Below are 17,372 nucleotides of genomic sequence, written 5' to 3'. Positions count from 1 at the left end.
GCGTCAGGCTAGTCCAGCAGCTCCAGGTGCAGATATTCCGCGACACCCTCAGCGCTCGGCCGCTTCAGTCGCGGCACGCGGCCCAGGCAAGGCGCAGGCAGACGTTCGGCCAGGGTGGCGAGGTTTTCTTCCAGGCGCGAGGTCTTGGGGTCGATGATATTGGCCACCCAGCCGGCCAGTTGCAGGCCGTCCTGGGCGATGGCTTCGGCGGTCAGCAAGGCATGGCTGATGCAGCCCAGGCGCACGCCCACCACCAGAATCACCGGCAGCCCCAGGCCAATGGCCAGGTCCGATAGATTGGCCTGGTCGGCCAGGGGCACGCGCCAGCCGCCCGCCCCTTCGATCAGGGTGAAGTCCGCGCCCTTGGCCAGCACCTCGCGCATTGGCCCGAGCAAGGCACTGACGGTCAGCGACACTCCGGCTTCTCGCGCCGCCAGATGCGGGGCGATGGCAGGTTCGAAGGCGAAGGGATTGACCTGGTCGTAGGTAAGGTTCAGCGAACACTCGGCCAGCAGCGCTAGGGCATCGGCGTTGCGCAGTCCTGCGGGCGTCACGTTGCATCCCGATGCCACGGGCTTGCCCGCCGCCGTGCTCAACCCCGACTGCCGCGCCGCATGCAACAGGCCCGCCGCCACGGTGGTCTTGCCGACATCGGTATCGGTGCCCGCGATGAAATACCCAATACTCATCTCAGTGGCCTTATCTAGTGGTGCTGGTTACTGAGTAGCACCGGCTTTAGCCGGGAAGGCTCAGGCATGATCGATACATATTCATTACCTGCCATATCGTCTTCCGGGCTAAAGCCGGTCCCACAGTTTTGTGCATGGGTTGTTCAATCAAGCCTTTTCCAGAACGGCATAAACCACCTGGTAGGTCGCTGTCAGGCCCTGGGGCTGGCGGAAGCGTTCGTAGGCCTCGATCAGCGCCATGATCCGCGCCCGTCCAGTCAGGCCGCCAGGGCGACCGGGATTGATGTTATGCGCACCCAGCGCCTTGAGTTCATGGGTCAGGCTACGTACATCAGGGTAGTGCAACACATGGGGTCGCACCTCCAGACTGCGCACGCGCAAGCCACTGGCCGCACACATATGCCGGTAATCATCGAGGGGGCGGAAGCGGTTGACGTGGACCATGCCGTCCACCGCCTGCCAGCTCTCGCGCAGCTCATACAGGGTGCCCACGCACAGGCTGGCAAAGGCAAAAACGCCGCCGGGCTGCAACACGCGATGGGCTTCGTTGAGCACGGCAGTGAAGTCAGCGCACCACTGCACGGCCAGACTGGAAAAAATCAGATCAAAGCTGCGATCACGCAGGGGCAGGCGTTCGGCATCGCCGGCGACAAAGTGTTTCGCGCCGCCCAAAGGTTGGGCATGACGCAGCATGCCTTCGGCAATATCCACGGCCACGCCGTCGCTGTCGGCAAAACGCTCGGCCAGGGCGCGACTGAAATAGCCGGTGCCGCTGCCCATATCCAGCCAGCGCGTCGGGCTCAACTCAGCCGGCAGTCGCGCCAGCAACTGGCTGCCGACATCGCGCTGCAGCTCGGCCACGCTGTCATAACTGGCTGCGGCCCGCGAGAAGGAAGCCGCCACCTGACGCTTGTCCGGCAAGGCGCCCGGCAGTGGCGGGTTGGAGAGATCAGTCATCGCTGGACTCGTGCAAAAAGGCCTGGATCGCCGCTGCCACTCCATGGGGGTTTTCCAGAATGAATGCGTGGCTGGCTTGTTCAATCAGGCCAACCTCAATGTCTGGCATCAGCGCCAGCAGGTCGCTCGCCGCTTCGGCGGGGACCAACGCATCGAGCCCGGCAAACAGATGCATCTGCGGGCCGCGATAGGTTTGCAGGGCGCTACGGGTGTCAAGTTTTTGCAACAGTTGCAGGCTCGCCAGCAGGCTTTCGCCGGAGCCGTGAGGCGCGGCGGCCTTGAGCAGGCGGGCGATACCGCGCGGGTCCTCGGCGCCTTGTGCGCAGAGCAGGCTGAAGCGCTTGAGGGTCGTTGCCGGGTCTTCAGCCCAGCCCGACAGGAAGGCTTCGAAATCACTCACAGCCATAGCCTGGGGCCAGGCACCGTGAGTGACGAAACAGGCGTTGCTGGCCAGGGTCAGCAAGCCGCAGCAGCGTTCGCCACGCCGTGCCGCCAGCTCCGCCGCCAGCATGCCACCCAGGGACCAGCCGCCCAGCCAGGCGTCGTTGGGCAGCGTGGCGTCCAGTTCGTCGAGCCATTCCTGCACGTCGCTGCTGTCCAGTTCCGGCAACGGTTCGATTTCCACCCGCAGGTGCTCATCGAGACCGCGCAACGCCGCCGCCAGGGGTTCCAGCGGTGAAATACCCAAACCCCAACCCGGCAACAGGATCAGACGATCACGCATGTTGTGACTCCACCGCGTCCTTCGGCCCGAGCAGCGGGTAACACTGCTCCAATGCATTCAACAATAGCTGCACTTGCGCTTCGCTGTGAGCCGCCGACAAGGTCACGCGCAAACGGGCGCTGCCAGCCGGTACAGTGGGCGGGCGAATGGCAGTGACCATCAGCCCACGTTCACGCAGCAATTGCGAAAGACGCAAGGCGCGGTCGGCATCACCGATCAGGATCGGTTGGATCGGCGTAAAACTGTCCATCAGGGTCAGGCCCAATTGCTCGGCGCCGCTGCGAAACTGCTTGATCAGCCGCACCAGATGCTCGCGCCGCCAATGCTCACTGCGCAGCAGCTCCAGGCTTTTCAGGGTCGCGCAGGCCAAAGCCGGGGGCTGACTGGTGGTGTAGATATAAGGCCGGGCGAACTGGATCAGGGTTTCGATCAGCTCTTCGCTGCCTGCAACAAAGGCACCTGACGTGCCGAACGCCTTGCCCAGAGTGCCGATCAATACCGGCACATCGTCCAGGCCCAGACCGAAGTGCTCGACGATCCCGCCGCCGTTGGCACCCAGTGGGCCGAAGCCATGGGCGTCGTCGACCATCAGCCAGGCGCCACGGGCTTTCGCGGCCTTGGCCAGGGCGGGCAGGTCGGCAATATCGCCGTCCATGCTGAACACGCCATCGGTGACCACCAGGGTATCGCCCACGGCCTTGTCGAGACGGCTGTTGAGGCTATCGGCATCGTTGTGCAGGTAGCGGGAGAATCGCGCACCGCTAAGCAGGCCGGCATCCAGCAAGGAGGCATGGTTGAGGCGATCTTCCAGCACGGTATCGCCCTGCCCGACCAGCGCCGTGACCGCGCCGAGATTGGCCATGTAGCCGTTGGAAAACAACAACGCACGAGGCCGGCCGGTCAATTCGGCCAGTGCTTCTTCCAGCTCGTGATGGGGCGTGCTGTGGCCGATCACCAGATGCGAGGCGCCACCGCCGACACCCCAACGCTCCGCCCCGGCCTGCCAGGCGGCAATGATCTCGGGGTGATTGGCCAGGCCCAGGTAATCGTTATTGCAGAAAGCCAACAGCGGCTGGCCATCGACCACTACCTGCGGCCCTTGCGGGCTTTGCAGCAGTGGGCGTTGGCGATAAAGATGTTCGGCGCGGCGCGCGGCAAGGCGGGCGCCCAGATCGAAAGACATGCGGGCCTCTGAAAAGAAAGGATGGTGGTCAGCAAAGTGGGTGCGAATTCATTCGCGAAAGAGGCAATTCAAACGATAGAGATCTGTTGGCTGTACCGACCTCTTCGCGAATGAATTCGCTCCCACAATGCGCGCCCGAATTTCGGCCCGCATGACCGCGGGCTGCCAACAACCTATCAAACAGCCGCAGCGTCGTAGAACATCGAGCTGCTCTTCTGCTCGACCAATGCCTGCTCAATCGCCGCCTGATGCACTTCGTCAGCGTGCTCCTCGCGGGCTTCGGGCTTGATGCCCAGGCGCGAGAACAGCAGCATGTCTTTGTCGGCCTGGGGATTGGCGGTGGTCAGCAGTTTGTCGCCGTAGAAAATCGAGTTGGCACCGGCAAAAAAGGCCAGGGCCTGCATCTGCTCGTTCATCGCCTCACGACCAGCGGACAGGCGCACGTGGGATTGCGGCATCAGGATGCGCGCAACGGCCAGCATGCGGATGAAGTCGAACGGGTCGATGTCTTCGGCGTTGGCCAGCGGAGTACCGGCGACCTTGACCAGCATGTTGATCGGCACCGACTCCGGATGCTCTGGCAGGTTGGCCAGCTGGATCAGCAGGTTGGCGCGGTCATCAAGGGACTCGCCCATGCCGAGGATGCCGCCGGAGCAGATCTTCATCCCGGAATCACGCACATAAGCCAGAGTCTGCAGGCGCTCGCTGTAGGTGCGGGTGGTGATGATGCTGGTGTAGAAATCCGGCGAGGTATCGAGGTTATGGTTGTAGTAGTCCAGGCCGGCATCGGCCAGGGCCTGGGTCTGGTCCTGATCCAGGCGACCCAGGGTCATGCAGGTTTCCAGGCCCATGGCTTTCACGCCCTTGACCATCTCCAGCACGTAAGGCATGTCCTTGGCCGATGGATGTTTCCAGGCGGCGCCCATGCAGAAGCGGGTCGAACCGATGGCCTTGGCCCGAGCGGCTTCTTCCAGGACCTTCTGCACTTCCAGCAGCTTCTCTTTCTCAAGACCGGTGTTGTAGTGGCCGGACTGCGGGCAGTATTTGCAGTCTTCCGGGCAGGCGCCGGTCTTGATCGACAACAGGGTGGAAACTTGTACGCGGTTGGCGTCGAAATGCGCGCGGTGCACCGTCTGCGCCTGAAACAGCAAGTCATTGAAGGGCTGTACGAACAGCGCCCTGACCTCGGCTAAAGTCCAGTCGTGACGCAGGGTAGCGGTAGTGCTGGCGCTCATCGGGCGGCTCCTTGGTGTTTTCTTGGCAATGGCCCGGTGGCTCGGCGGTGATGATTCACGCAGAAAGTCCACAGGCGCGACACGGATGTTTGGCATATTTAAGGAAGAGTCATGCGCTGTCAACCACAGAGCAATCATCAGGTTTACATCTGGTTAAAAAACAACCAAACCTGCCTGCTATGCGATGAACGCACCGATGCGGCACTGCCCATCTGCGTCGCCTGCGAGGCCGAGTTGCCGTGGCTCGGCGATCAGTGCATATGCTGTGCGCTGCCGATGCCCATGGACGGCCTGACCTGCGCAGCCTGTAGCAGACACCCGCCAGCGTTCAGCCAGGTTCTGGCTCCCTGGCATTACGACTTCCCCATCGACGCGCTGGTCACACGCTTCAAGCATCAAGCCCAGTGGCCCATGGGCCGTCTGCTGGCCGAACTGCTGGGGCAATTGCTGCAACACCGCTTCGACGACGCCCTGCCCCGCCCGGATTTTCTGCTGCCAGTGCCCCTGGCCAGCAAACGCCTGCGCCAGCGCGGCTACAACCAGGCCGCCATGCTGGCCAGGTGGCTAGGCGAACAATTAGAGCTGCCGGTTGCCGAACACTGGCTGCAACGCACCCGCGAAACGACGGCCCAACAAGGCCTGGACGCCAAGGCGCGCAAACGCAACCTGAGCGGGGCTTTTACCGTGGCTGATGGGCATGGCTTGCAGGGACGCCATGTGGCGCTAGTGGATGACGTACTGACGACCGGATCGACGGCAGATGTCATTGCACAAATATTGATCAAGGCAGGGGCGCGGCAGGTGGATGTTTATTGCTTGGCGCGGACGCCGAAGCCGGGGGATTGAAAACCGAGAATCCTCCTATCAGACACGATCCAGCTATTGATTTGAAATGATAGGTGAGAGCTTTTCTTTCATCCATAGACATGACACCGATGCCACCCAAACAAAGGCGCAGGAACGCTGCTAATCGGTAATTTGGCTTACACTCGGCGCTCATCAGTCACAAGCCAAACTGCCAGCCATGCCCCTGCCCACCCTCCTTACGCAACATATGGTCCACCGCCCGCAGCGTATCGCCCTGTTGCAGCACATTGCCGAGCAGGGCTCGATTACTCGGGCGGCGAAGAGTGCCGGGTTGAGTTACAAGGCGACCTGGGATGCCATCGATGAGTTGAATAACCTGGCGCAGAAGCCCTTGGTGGAGCGCAGTGTCGGTGGGCGCGGCGGTGGCGGGGCGAAGTTGTCGGCTGAGGGTGAGCGGGTATTGCGCCTGTATCAGCGTTTGCAGTTGTTGCAGGCGCAGGTGCTGGAGGCCACCGAGGAAAGCACTGATTTGCAGTTGCTTAACCGTCTGACTTTGCATACCAGTGCGCGTAATCAGTTGCTTGGGCGTATCGACACCATTACCCGACATGGCCATAAGGCGCTGGTGCGCCTGGCGCTGGCAGGGGACCTGTTTATCGAGTCGCAGATTACCCATGACAGCACGGTGCGTCTGCATCTGGAAACGGGCACTGAAGTGATGGCGCTAATCAAGGCCGGTTGGTTGCAGCTGCTGCCAGTCGGGCAGCCAGCAACAAGTGGATACAATTCCTTGAGCGGTAAAATCGAGGAAATTCTCGACGCCGAAGATGGCCCCAGCGAAGTCAAAATCACTCTGGCAAGTGGCCAGACATTGTGCGCGCTGGCAGAGCAGGCGCAGCTTTCAGCCTTGCAGCTGAAAATCGACAGCCCGGTACAGGTGCAATTCGACCCGACGATGGTGCTGCTGGGCACCACGGTTTAGGCCGACCCGGTCACTGTTTCGCCATAATTCCGTCATCTCTCCCTGCCTAAGGTTGCGGCCACAAAATCCGCAGGGAGCCGTGATGATGAGCCTGTTAGAAGAAAACCAAAGCACCGATCTCGAACAAATGGTCGGCCTTAGCCGCCGTCGTTTTATCAGCGCTGGCGCCTTGTGCGGCGCAGCCATGTTTCTGGGCGGCAACCTGCTGAGCCGCAGCGCATTGGCTGCCGGTGTCAGCGAGGCCTCGAGCAAACTGCTGGGCTTTGCCAGCATCCCCGCCGCCACCGCCGACAGCATCAGCCTGCCACCGGGCTATAAGTCTTCGGTACTGATCAGCTGGGGCCAGCCACTGCAAGCGGGCGGCCCGGCGTTCGACCCAAGCGGCAAGGGCAGCGCCGAGGCTCAGGAAGTGCAGTTCGGCGACAACAACGACGGCATGAGCCTGTTCCCCATGCCCGGCGACGGCAATCGCGCGCTGATGGCGATCAACAACGAATACACCAACTACCGCTACCTGTTCGATCACGGCCAGGCGCCGCAATCGGCCGAGGACGTGCGCAAGGCCCTGGCCAGCGAGGGCGTGTCGGTCATCGAGGTGCAGCACAAGAACGGCCAGTGGCAGTTCGTTCAGGGGTCGAAATACAACCGCCGCATCCACGGCAATACGCCGATTCGTCTGGGCGGCCCCGCTGCCGGGCATGATTGGCTGAAGACCGCCGCCGACGCCACCGGCACCAAGGTTCTGGGCACCTTCCAGAACTGCGCCAACGGTATGACCCCCTGGGGGACTTACCTGACCTGCGAAGAGAACTTCACCGATTGCTTCGGCAGCAGCAACGCCGAGCAGAAGTTCGATGCAGGCATCAAGCGCTACGGCGCGGTGGTGGCCAGCAAAGAAATCAACTGGCATCAACACGACGAGCGTTTCGATCTGGCGAAGAACCCCAATGAGATCAATCGCCATGGCTGGGTCGTCGAGATCGATCCGTTCGACCCGCAATCCACGCCGGTCAAACGCACCGCCCTGGGCCGCTTCAAGCATGAAAACGCCGCCCTGACCGAGACCAAAGACGGTCGCGCCGTGGTGTATATGGGCGACGATGAGCGCGGCGAGTTCATCTACAAATTCATCAGCCGCGACAAGATCAATCACAAGAATGCCAAAGCCAACCGCGACCTGCTGGACCACGGCACGCTGTACGTGGCGCGCTTCGATGGCGGCGACAGCAACCCGGACCACCCGAAAGGCAAGGGCGAATGGGTCGAGCTGAGCCACGGCAAACATGGCATCGATGCCAGCAGTGGCTTTGCCAGTCAGGCTGAAGTGCTGATCCATGCGCGCCTGGCTGCCAGTGTGATCAAGGCCACGCGTATGGACCGCCCGGAATGGATCGTGGTCAGCCCCAAGGACGGCAAGGTCTATTGCACCCTGACCAACAACGTCAAACGCGGCGACGACGGTCAGCCGGTCGGCGGCCCTAACCCACGGGCGAAGAACCAGTACGGGCAGATCCTGCGCTGGCAGGAAAGTGGCGACGACGCCGCGGCCATGAGCTTTGCCTGGGACCTGTTCGTGGTGGCCGGCAACCCGAGCGTACATGCCGGTACACCCCAGGGCGGTTCGAGCAATATCACCCCGCAGCACATGTTCAACAGCCCGGACGGCCTGGGTTTCGACAAGGCCGGGCGCCTGTGGATTCTCACCGATGGCGACATGAGCAATGCCGGGGACTTCGCCGGAATGGGCAATAACCAGATGCTCTGCGCCGACCCGCACAGCGGCGAGATTCGCCGCTTTATGGTCGGGCCGATCGGCTGTGAAGTCACCGGAATCAGCTTCTCGCCGGACCAGCGCACGCTGTTCGTCGGCATCCAGCACCCCGGCGAGAATGGCGGCTCGACCTTTCCCGAGCACCTGCCGAATGGCAAGCCACGCTCGTCGGTGATGGTGATCAGTCGGGAAGATGGTGGGATTGTCGGGGCGTGACAATTATTTGGCCAACGGGGTAATCCGTTGGAGCGAGGCTTGCCCGCGAAGAGGTCGGTACATCCGACATGGATTTATCGTTAATAACACGGCCTTCGCGGGCAAGCCTCGCTCCAACGGGATCGAGTTATGTCATCACGTGCCGGGTGCGCTAACATCTCTGGCCCGACGCAGCCGCCTGCTGCGCGCAGGAGTCAGCATGGCCCATCCGTTCTCAACACTTACCCCCGACCTGGTGCTCGATGCCGTTGAAAGCATCGGTTTTCTCAGTGACGCCCGCATCCTCGCGCTCAACAGCTACGAGAATCGCGTCTATCAGGTCGGTATTGAAGAGTCGCAGCCGCTGATCGCCAAGTTCTACCGGCCGCAGCGCTGGACCACCGAAGCCATTCTGGAAGAACACAGTTTTACTGCCGAACTGGCCGCCGTCGAAGTGCCCGTCGTCGCGCCCCTGGTGCATGAAGGTCGCACCCTGTTCGAACACGCCGGCTTCCGCTTCACTCTGTTTCCCCGCCGTGGCGGCCGTGCGCCGGAGCCGGGCAATCTCGATCAGTTGCACCGCCTGGGCCAGTTGCTCGGGCGCCTGCATGCGGTAGGCGCGACCAAGCCGTTCGAACATCGCGAAGCCCTGGCGGTGGAAAACTTCGGCCATGCCTCGGTCAACTACCTGCTGAACAACGACTGCATCCCGCGCAGCCTGCTGCCAGCCTACGAGTCCGTGGCCAAGGACCTGCTCAAGCGCGTCGAGGATGTCTACGCCAGGACCACCCATACCAATATCCGCATCCATGGCGACTGCCACCCCGGCAACATGATGTGTCGTGACGAAGTGTTCCATATCGTCGACCTCGACGACTGCCGTATGGGCCCGGCGGTGCAGGATATCTGGATGATGCTGGCCGGTGATCACCAGGAGTGCCTGAGCCAGCTGTCGGAGCTGATGGACGGCTACGGCGAGTTCCACGACTTCGACCCCCGCGAACTGGCACTGATCGAGCCGCTGCGCGCCCTGCGTCTGATGCACTACAGCGCCTGGCTGGCCCGGCGCTGGGACGACCCGGCGTTCCCCCACAGCTTCCCCTGGTTCGGCAACGAGCGTTATTGGGGCGACCATATCCTCGCCTTGCGTGAGCAGATGTCGGCGCTGAATGAAGAGCCGTTGAAGCTGTTCTGAACACATCCCACCGTAGGACCGGCTTTATCCCGGAGGGAGCACTCCCGGCTAAAGCCGGTCCTGCGAGGAGCGCGCATCACATTCAAATAAGGTCCACCTTTTTCCAGGGACGACACATGCAAGCCGCCAACCCGCGTCGCGGGTACATTCTGGGCCTGACGGCCTACATCATCTGGGGTCTTTTCCCGATCTACTTCAAACTGCTCGCCTCGGTGCCTGCCGTGGAGATCATCGTCAACCGGGCCATCTGGTCGGCGATTTCCGGGTCGTTGCTGCTGTTGGTGTGGAAACACCCCGGCTGGTGGCGCGAGCTGCGCGATAATCCACGCCGCCTGGCGATTCTGGCCGGTAGTGGCACGCTGATCGCCTCCAACTGGCTGATCTACGTGTGGGCGGTGAATAACGATCGCATGGTCGAGGCCAGCCTCGGCTACTTCATCAACCCGCTGGTCAACGTGATGCTGGGCATGCTGCTGCTACGTGAGCGCCTGCGGCCGCTGCAATGGCTGGCGGTGGGCCTGGCGGTGATCGGGGTGGCGCAGCAGGTCTGGCAGGTCGGCAGCCTGCCGTGGGTGTCCCTGGCGCTGGCGCTGACCTTTGGTTTCTACGGTTTGATCCGTAAGCAAGCGCCCGTTGCAGCCTTGCCTGGGCTGGTGGTGGAAACCTGGATACTGGTGCCCTTGGCATTGGCCTGGTTGTTGTTCAACCCCATGGCCCATAGCGCTCAACCCGAGTTCTGGAGTACGTCACAAGCGCTGTGGCTGGCGGCCGCTGGGCCGATCACCCTGGTGCCGCTGGTGTCGTTCAATGCCGCTGCCCGGCATCTGCCCTACACAACGCTGGGTTTCCTGCAGTACATCGCCCCGACTCTGGTACTGGCCCAGGCCGTACTGCTGTTCAACGAGCATCTGGCACCGGCGACACTGGTGACCTTCGCCTTTATCTGGGCGGGCCTGGCGGTCTACAGCGTGGATGCCTGGTTCAATCTGCGCCGCAGGGCCTGACTTAGACTCAGCAAAACCTGTACAAAAAACAACCAGACCGCTGCAAGCCAGGTAAATCCTGGCTTGCAGGCATCACTCCCAAGGTTATCCACAGCCTCGTTAAAGCTATTTGTGCACAACCCCGGCTCACTGACTATTTTTTGATCAGCTCACGCAACCCCTTGTAAAACGTGGTGTGCAGCTCCGTCTATACAGGTTATCCACAGGCAGGCGCAGGAAAACGTGGGATAACCTCAGTCTTCCTTGAGCACCAGCTCTACCATCAAGTCATCGGCCAGGGTTTCCAGGTGTTTCTGCAGGGTTTCCAGGGGCAGGGTCAGGGGCATGCCGAGGATCGCTTCGGCGTGGAACAGCATTTCGCTGCTCATCGGTGCCGGGCGTACATCAGTCACCAAGCGCTCGACGTTGACGCCCTGCTCCGCCAGCAGGCGGGTAATCTCGCGGACGATACCGGGGCGATCATTGCCCACCAATTCCATATTGATGTGCTTCCATACAGCGGTGGGTTCGATATCGTTTTCGGCAAACAGTACCTGGATGCCATGCACCGCCAGCTCGCGCAGGGCTTTTTTCAGCTCGGCCTGCTGCTCAATGGCGATGCCGATACGCACGATGCCGGTGAATTGCCCGGCCATGCGTGCCATACGGCTCTCCAGCCAGTTACCCTGATGATCGCCGATGCACTGGGCGATACGTTCGACCAGGCCCGGCCGGTCTGCGGCAAAAACGGTGACGACAATATGGTCCACAGGTCGATTCCTCATGTCCTGAATGTTGGGCAAGTATAGGCAAGGCCCGGCAAAGCGTGGCAAGGCCGAAAAACGCAAACTGTGTACAAAATGAAGTGTTATCTGGAACAATCGCCCGCTCGTTTGCGAGCATCGATCTCCTTAACGTGACTAACGATGCCAATCCAGTCGTTTGGTGACATCCTTCAGTCTCATTTTCACGTCGCCAATCATCATGTAGTATCCGCCGTCGCGCACTACATAATTGTTGGCGCTAACAAGACAGCGCTCCCAGAAGAACGCTAAAGCTGAGCAGAGTGAGGCAAATGCAATGACTGAACACGTTCAAGTCGGTGGCCTGCAGGTCGCCAAAGTGCTGTTCGACTTCGTGAATGACGAAGCCATTCCGGGCACCGGCCTCGATGCAACCGCTTTCTGGACCGGTGCCGATGCACTGATCCATGAGCTGGCGCCCAAGAACAAAGCTCTCCTCGCCAAACGTGATGACTTGCAGGCAAAAATCGACGCCTGGCACCAGTCCAATGCCGGTAAGGCCCACGACGCCCCGGCTTACAAAGCATTTCTTGAAGACATCGGTTATCTGCTGCCAGAAGTAGCGGACTTCCAGGTCTCGACGCAAAACGTCGACGAAGAAATCGCCCGCATGGCCGGCCCGCAGCTGGTTGTCCCGGTGATGAATGCCCGTTTCGCCCTGAACGCCTCGAATGCGCGTTGGGGCTCGCTGTACGACGCACTGTATGGCACCGATGCCATCAGCGAAGCCGACGGCGCGGAGAAAGGCAAAGGCTACAACAAGGTCCGCGGCGACAAGGTCATCGCCTTCGCCCGCGCCTTCCTCGACGAAGCCGCGCCACTGGCCGCAGGCTCCCACGTCGATTCCATCGGCTACAAACTGATCGACGGCAAACTCGTCGTCACCCTCAAGGGCGGCAGCAATACCGGCCTGAAAGACGACGCGCAGTTGATCGGCTTCCAGGGCGATAGCGCAGCGCCGACCACCGTGCTGCTCAAGCACAACGGTTTGCACTTCGAAATCCAGATAGATGCCGCAAGCCCGGTCGGCCAGACCGACGCCGCAGGCGTCAAAGACGTGCTGATGGAAGCGGCCCTGACCACCATCATGGACTGCGAGGACTCCATTGCCGCCGTCGACGCCGATGACAAGGTCGTGGTTTATCGCAACTGGCTGGGCCTGATGAAAGGCGATCTATCGGAATCGGTGTCCAAGGGTGGCAGCACCTTTACCCGCACCATGAACCCCGACCGCGTCTACACCTCGCCCACCGGCGAGCCGGTGACGCTGCACGGTCGCTCGCTGCTGTTCGTGCGCAACGTCGGTCACCTGATGACCATCGATGCGATCCTCGACAAAGACGGCAACGAAGTGCCCGAAGGCATTCTCGACGGTCTGCTGACCAGCCTCGCGGCGATCCATAACCTCAAGGGCAATACTTCCCGCGCCAACAGCCGCAGCGGTTCGATGTATATCGTCAAACCGAAGATGCACGGGCCGGAAGAAGCGGCGTTCACCAACGAACTGTTCGGCCGTATCGAGCAGGTCCTGGGCCTGGCGCACAACACCCTGAAAGTCGGGATCATGGACGAGGAGCGCCGCACCACGGTCAACCTCAAGGCCTGTATCAAGGCTGCCAGCGAGCGCGTGGTGTTCATCAACACCGGCTTCCTGGACCGCACCGGCGACGAAATCCATACCTCCATGGAAGCCGGCCCTGTCGTGCGCAAGGCGCAGATGAAAGCCGAGAAGTGGATTGCGGCCTACGAGAACTGGAACGTCGATATCGGCCTGAGCTGCGGCCTGCAAGGCCGTGCGCAGATCGGTAAAGGCATGTGGGCCATGCCCGACCTGATGGCGGCGATGCTGGAACAGAAAATCGCCCACCCACTGGCCGGCGCCAACACCGCCTGGGTGCCGTCGCCAACCGCCGCCGCCCTGCATGCCCTGCACTACCACAAAGTCGACGTGTTCGCCCGCCAGGCCGAACTGGCCCAGCGTGCCCGCGCTTCCCTGGACGACATTTTGACCATTCCCCTGGCGCCCAACACCAACTGGACGCCGGAAGAGATCAAGAACGAGCTGGACAACAACGCCCAGGGTATCCTCGGCTACGTCGTGCGCTGGATCGATCAGGGTGTGGGTTGCTCCAAGGTGCCGGACATCAATGACATCGGCCTGATGGAAGACCGTGCGACGCTGCGTATTTCCAGCCAGCACATCGCCAACTGGCTGCGCCACGGCGTGGTTGATCAGGCTCAGGTCATGGAAAGTCTCAAGCGCATGGCGCCTGTGGTCGACCGGCAGAACGCCAATGACCCGCTGTATCGCCCGCTGGCTCCGGATTTCGATAGCAATATCGCTTTCCAGGCGGCGGTGGAACTGGTCGTTGAAGGTGGCAAACAGCCTAACGGCTACACCGAGCCGGTGCTGCACCGTCGGCGTCGGGAGTTCAAGGCTAAAAACGGGTTGTAAGCACTACCTGTAAGGGAAAATCCTGTGGGGGCGAATTGTGGGAGCGAATTCATTCGCGAAGAGGCCGGTACATCCACCGCATCTTCAACGACTTGAATATCGCTTTCGCGAATAAATTCGCTCCCACAGGATTCGCCTCAGCAAATTGCCCCCACAATTTCCAGCTACACCATCCCCAATTCCCGCTTCACCAATTTCAATAATTGCTTGGTATTGATGGGTTTGAGCAGGAAGTCCACCACGCTCAGGTGCATGGCATCAATGGCATCGCGCACGCTGGCGTCGCCGGAAACGATGATGATCGGCAGCTCCGCGCGATTGGATTCGCGCACCTGGCGGATCAGGTCCAGGCCGCTGCACGGCACCATGCGCAGGTCGGTAATCAGCAGCGCGATGGATTCGCGCGCCTGAAGCAGATGCAGGGCGCTATTGCCACCGGCTGCGGTCAGGCAACTGATATCGTTGAGGCTGAGGATTTCCGCCAGCACTTCACGCGCTTCCCTGTCGTCGTCGACGATCAGCACCCGCTGCGGTGAATCAGGCACCGGGGCCAGCATGACTTCGTTGAGGGCCTCGCGCTCTTCGTCGCTCAAAATATCGTAGTCAGACATAGACATCTCTTCATTCCCTGCAATCAACGACGTGTAAGTGTCGCAGCCAGTACTAAGACTTACGTCCAATGGGCACCGTTGTGCAAGCGGTCGACCATTGTTTACAAATAAAAAAGCGCGGTACAGGTCATGAGCAAAGCGGACGCTTTCACCCAGGCAGGCAAAACAGCAGTGTTGCAGAACATTCATGGGACGATGCAGTTTCTGCAAAAGTTTCCGCCGTTCAACCTGATGGAGAACGCTCACCTCGCCTATCTGGTCGAGCAATGCCAGCTGCGTTTTTACGCCGCCGATGAGAGCATCATCAAGCCTGGCGATGGGCCAGTAGAGCACTTTTATATCGTCAAGCAGGGCCGCGTGGTCGGCGAACGCCCGCACACAGCCAAGGGCGGCACCGAAACCACCTTCGAAATCACTACCGGCGAGTGTTTCCCCCTCGCGGCATTGTTGGGTGAGCGGGCTACTCGTACCGAACACCTGGCCGCCGAAGACACCTTCTGCCTGCAGCTGAATAAACCGGCGTTCATCAAGCTGTTCGGTCTGTCCAACACCTTCCGCGACTTCGCCCTGCGCGGGGTCAGCAGCTTGCTCGATCAGGTCAACCAGCAAGTCCAGCAGCGCGCGGTTGAAACCCTCGGCACCCAATACTCGCTCAATACCCGCCTAGGCGAATTGGCCATGCGCCATCCGGTGATGTGCAGCCCGCAAACACCGTTGCGCGAAGCGGTGAGGATGATGCATGAGCATCAGGTGGGCAGCATCGTCATCGTCGACGAGCAGCAGGCACCCCTGGGGATTTTCACCCTGCGCGATTTGCGTGAGGCGGTCGCGGACGTCAACGCCGATTTCGGCCTGCCGATCCAGCAGCGGATGATCCAGGCCCCCTTCCATCTCAGCCCCGAAGCCAGTGCCTTTGATGCCGCCATTGCCATGACCGGGCGGCATATTGCCCACGTCTGCCTGGTCAAGGACGGGCGCCTGTGTGGCGTGGTCTCGGAGCGCGACCTGTTCTCGCTGCAACGGGTAGACCTTGTGCATCTAGCGAGGACCATCCGCAATGCCTCGCGCATCGAACAACTGGTCAATCTGCGCGGCGATATCGTTCAGCTTGTCGACCGCATGCTCGCGCACGGCGCCTCGTCGACCCAGATCACCCAGATCATCACCCTGCTCAACGACCACACGGTATGCCGCGTCATCGAACTGACTCTGGAAGAGAAAGGCGATCCCGGCGTGCCATTTAGCTGGTTGTGCTTCGGCAGCGAAGGCCGCCGCGAACAGACCCTGCACACCGATCAGGACAACGGTATTCTCTTTGAAGCCAAGGATGCCGCCGAAGCTGCGCACATCCGTGGTCTGCTGTTGCCCATCGCCGAGCGCATCAATCAGGGCCTGGCCCAGTGCGGCTTTACCCTGTGCAAGGGCAATATCATGGCGGGTAACCCGGAGCTGTGCCTGTCGCGGCTGGAATGGGCGCGGCGTTTCAGTGCGTTCATCCGCGAGGCGACGCCGGAGAACCTGCTGGCCTCGAGCATCTATTTCGACCTGCGGGTGGTCTGGGGCGACGAAAGCGGTGGGCAGCAACTGCGCCGCAGTATTCTCGATCAGGTGGCCGACAACCGTTTGTTTCAGCGCATGCTGGCAGAAAACGCCCTGCGCCAGCGTCCGCCCGTGGGCCGTTTCAAGGACTTCGTGCTGACCGGCAAAGGCAGCGACAAAGACACCCTGGACCTGAAGACCGCCGGGCTCACACCCTTCGTCGACGGCGCCCGGCTGCTGGCCTTGGCCAATGGCATCGAAGCCAACAACACCCTGGAGCGCCTGCGCCAGTTGGTTGAGCGCGAAGTGATCGACCCGCTGGACGGCGCCGCCTATGAAGAGGCCTATCACTTCATTCAACAGACTCGCATGCAACAGCATCAATTGCAGAGTCGGCAGAACCTGCCCTGGTCCAACCGGGTCGACCCCGACAGCCTCAATCATTTGGACCGACGCATCTTGCGCGAGTCTTTCCGCCAGGCCCAGCGCCTGCAAACCAGCCTGACCCTGCGCTATCAACTATGAATCTGTTCGAATGGCTACGCCCCAAGGCCAAGGCCGCTCCCCTGAGTTCCGAGCAAGAGCGGCGCCTGGGCCAACTGCACGCTTTTACATCCCTGGGCGAACATAGCCTGCGCCAACAGCGCTGGGTGGTGGTGGATCTGGAAACCACCGGCCTGAACATGAGCCGCGATCAGGTGCTATCCATCGGTGCCGTGGTCATCGAAGACGGTGCCATCGACCTGAGCCAGCAGTTCGAACAAACCCTGCTGCGGGTCGATCACAAGCCTGGCCCTGCCGTGCTGATCCATGGCCTGGGCCCCAGTGCGATTGCCGCGGGCAACGAGCCGGTCGAAGCGCTGCTGGATTTCATGGAGTTCGTCGGCGACAGCCCGCTGCTGGCCTTCCACGCGCCGTTTGACCAGCACATGCTGGGACGCGCCTTGAAAGACAGCCTCGGCTATCGTCTGCAACACGCCTTTCTCGATGTCGCCGATATCGCACCGATGCTTTGCCCCCAGGCCAACTTCCGCCAGGCAGGGCTGGATGACTGGACCGGTTTTTTCGGCCTGCACGCCGAAGAACGCCATCATGCCAGCGCCGACGCCATGGTCACCGCCGAGTTGGCGCTGATCCTGTTCAGCCACGCCCGCCGCCAACAGATCGACAGCCCGGCGCGGCTGGAGCAGTGCCTTGGGCAATGGCGGCGCAGAAAGCAGTCGCATTCCTTCTGAGCGCCCAT

15 protein-coding genes are annotated in these 17,372 nt (G+C 61.3%); 8 read left to right on the top strand and 7 right to left on the bottom strand.

The features are described from left to right. Positions 1 to 8 precede the first annotated feature (8 nt). The 5 genes from bioD to bioB form a co-directional block, all read right to left on the bottom strand. On the bottom strand, positions 9 to 689 hold the full coding sequence (bioD, locus tag M2401_RS26935; RefSeq protein ID WP_259108158.1) for a dethiobiotin synthase: 681 nt from the start codon (positions 687 to 689) through the stop codon (positions 9 to 11). Between the two features lie 147 nt (positions 690 to 836). Then, positions 837 to 1,646, bottom strand: a complete 810-nt coding sequence (bioC, locus tag M2401_RS26930) for a malonyl-ACP O-methyltransferase BioC (RefSeq protein ID WP_259108155.1) — start codon at positions 1,644 to 1,646, stop codon at positions 837 to 839. Further along, positions 1,639 to 2,370, bottom strand: coding sequence for an alpha/beta fold hydrolase (locus M2401_RS26925; protein WP_259108153.1), 732 nt, complete (start codon positions 2,368 to 2,370; stop codon positions 1,639 to 1,641). Before M2401_RS26925 ends, bioC begins: the two co-directional genes overlap by 8 nt. Beyond that, positions 2,363 to 3,553 carry an 8-amino-7-oxononanoate synthase gene (bioF, locus tag M2401_RS26920; protein WP_259108150.1) on the bottom strand — a complete coding sequence of 397 codons (1,191 nt, stop codon included), beginning with the start codon at positions 3,551 to 3,553 and terminating at the stop codon, positions 2,363 to 2,365. The genes M2401_RS26925 and bioF overlap by 8 nt, the downstream gene beginning before the upstream one ends. A 176-nt stretch (positions 3,554 to 3,729) precedes the next feature. Beyond that, the gene (bioB, locus tag M2401_RS26915; protein ID WP_259108147.1) at positions 3,730 to 4,788 is read right to left on the bottom strand and encodes a biotin synthase BioB; all 1,059 of its coding nucleotides are present in this window, start codon (positions 4,786 to 4,788) and stop codon (positions 3,730 to 3,732) included. Between the two features lie 111 nt (positions 4,789 to 4,899). Between bioB and M2401_RS26910 the strand changes: the two genes are divergently transcribed. The 5 genes from M2401_RS26910 to rarD all read left to right on the top strand — a co-directional run bounded on the left by M2401_RS26910 (position 4,900) and on the right by rarD (position 10,742). Then, entirely contained in the window at positions 4,900 to 5,634 is a 735-nt protein-coding gene (locus tag M2401_RS26910) for a ComF family protein (RefSeq protein ID WP_259108143.1), read from the top strand. A 178-nt stretch (positions 5,635 to 5,812) separates the two neighbouring features. Then, positions 5,813 to 6,577 (top strand): TOBE domain-containing protein, encoded by a 765-nt coding sequence (locus M2401_RS26905; RefSeq protein ID WP_259108141.1) that lies wholly within the window; start codon positions 5,813 to 5,815, stop codon positions 6,575 to 6,577. Between the two features lie 85 nt (positions 6,578 to 6,662). After that, the gene (locus M2401_RS26900; RefSeq protein ID WP_259108138.1) at positions 6,663 to 8,564 is read left to right on the top strand and encodes a PhoX family phosphatase; all 1,902 of its coding nucleotides are present in this window, start codon (positions 6,663 to 6,665) and stop codon (positions 8,562 to 8,564) included. A 199-nt stretch (positions 8,565 to 8,763) separates the two neighbouring features. Next, positions 8,764 to 9,738 carry a serine/threonine protein kinase gene (locus M2401_RS26895; protein ID WP_259108135.1) on the top strand — a complete coding sequence of 325 codons (975 nt, stop codon included), beginning with the start codon at positions 8,764 to 8,766 and terminating at the stop codon, positions 9,736 to 9,738. A 116-nt stretch (positions 9,739 to 9,854) separates the two neighbouring features. Continuing rightward, on the top strand, positions 9,855 to 10,742 hold the full coding sequence (gene rarD / locus M2401_RS26890) for an EamA family transporter RarD (RefSeq protein WP_259108132.1): 888 nt from the start codon (positions 9,855 to 9,857) through the stop codon (positions 10,740 to 10,742). Between the two features lie 233 nt (positions 10,743 to 10,975). Here rarD and M2401_RS26885 read toward each other — a convergent pair whose 3' ends face one another. Continuing rightward, positions 10,976 to 11,491 (bottom strand): glycine cleavage system protein R, encoded by a 516-nt coding sequence (locus tag M2401_RS26885; RefSeq protein WP_259108130.1) that lies wholly within the window; start codon positions 11,489 to 11,491, stop codon positions 10,976 to 10,978. Positions 11,492 to 11,801: 310 nt separating this feature from the next. Here M2401_RS26885 and M2401_RS26880 point away from each other — a divergent pair, with 310 nt between their 5' ends. Beyond that, entirely contained in the window at positions 11,802 to 13,979 is a 2,178-nt protein-coding gene (locus tag M2401_RS26880; RefSeq protein WP_259108127.1) for a malate synthase G, read from the top strand. A 164-nt stretch (positions 13,980 to 14,143) separates the two neighbouring features. On the opposite strand, the gene M2401_RS26875 is transcribed toward M2401_RS26880, so the two are convergent. Continuing rightward, positions 14,144 to 14,590: a response regulator gene (locus tag M2401_RS26875; protein ID WP_259108125.1), complete on the bottom strand. Its 447-nt coding sequence runs from the start codon at positions 14,588 to 14,590 to the stop codon at positions 14,144 to 14,146. Between the two features lie 129 nt (positions 14,591 to 14,719). Here M2401_RS26875 and M2401_RS26870 point away from each other — a divergent pair, with 129 nt between their 5' ends. Together M2401_RS26870 and M2401_RS26865 are read left to right on the top strand one after the other, a co-directional pair. Beyond that, complete coding sequence (locus M2401_RS26870; protein ID WP_259108123.1) at positions 14,720 to 16,654, top strand: putative nucleotidyltransferase substrate binding domain-containing protein; 1,935 nt, start codon at positions 14,720 to 14,722, stop codon at positions 16,652 to 16,654. Further along, complete coding sequence (locus tag M2401_RS26865; protein WP_259108120.1) at positions 16,651 to 17,364, top strand: PolC-type DNA polymerase III; 714 nt, start codon at positions 16,651 to 16,653, stop codon at positions 17,362 to 17,364. The genes M2401_RS26870 and M2401_RS26865 overlap by 4 nt, the downstream gene beginning before the upstream one ends. Positions 17,365 to 17,372: the final 8 nt, after the last annotated feature.

The sequence above is a fragment of the Pseudomonas sp. JUb42 genome, assembly GCF_024807945.1.
Lineage (GTDB): Bacteria > Pseudomonadota > Gammaproteobacteria > Pseudomonadales > Pseudomonadaceae > Aquipseudomonas.
This window is presented reverse-complemented; position numbering and strand designations above follow the sequence as displayed.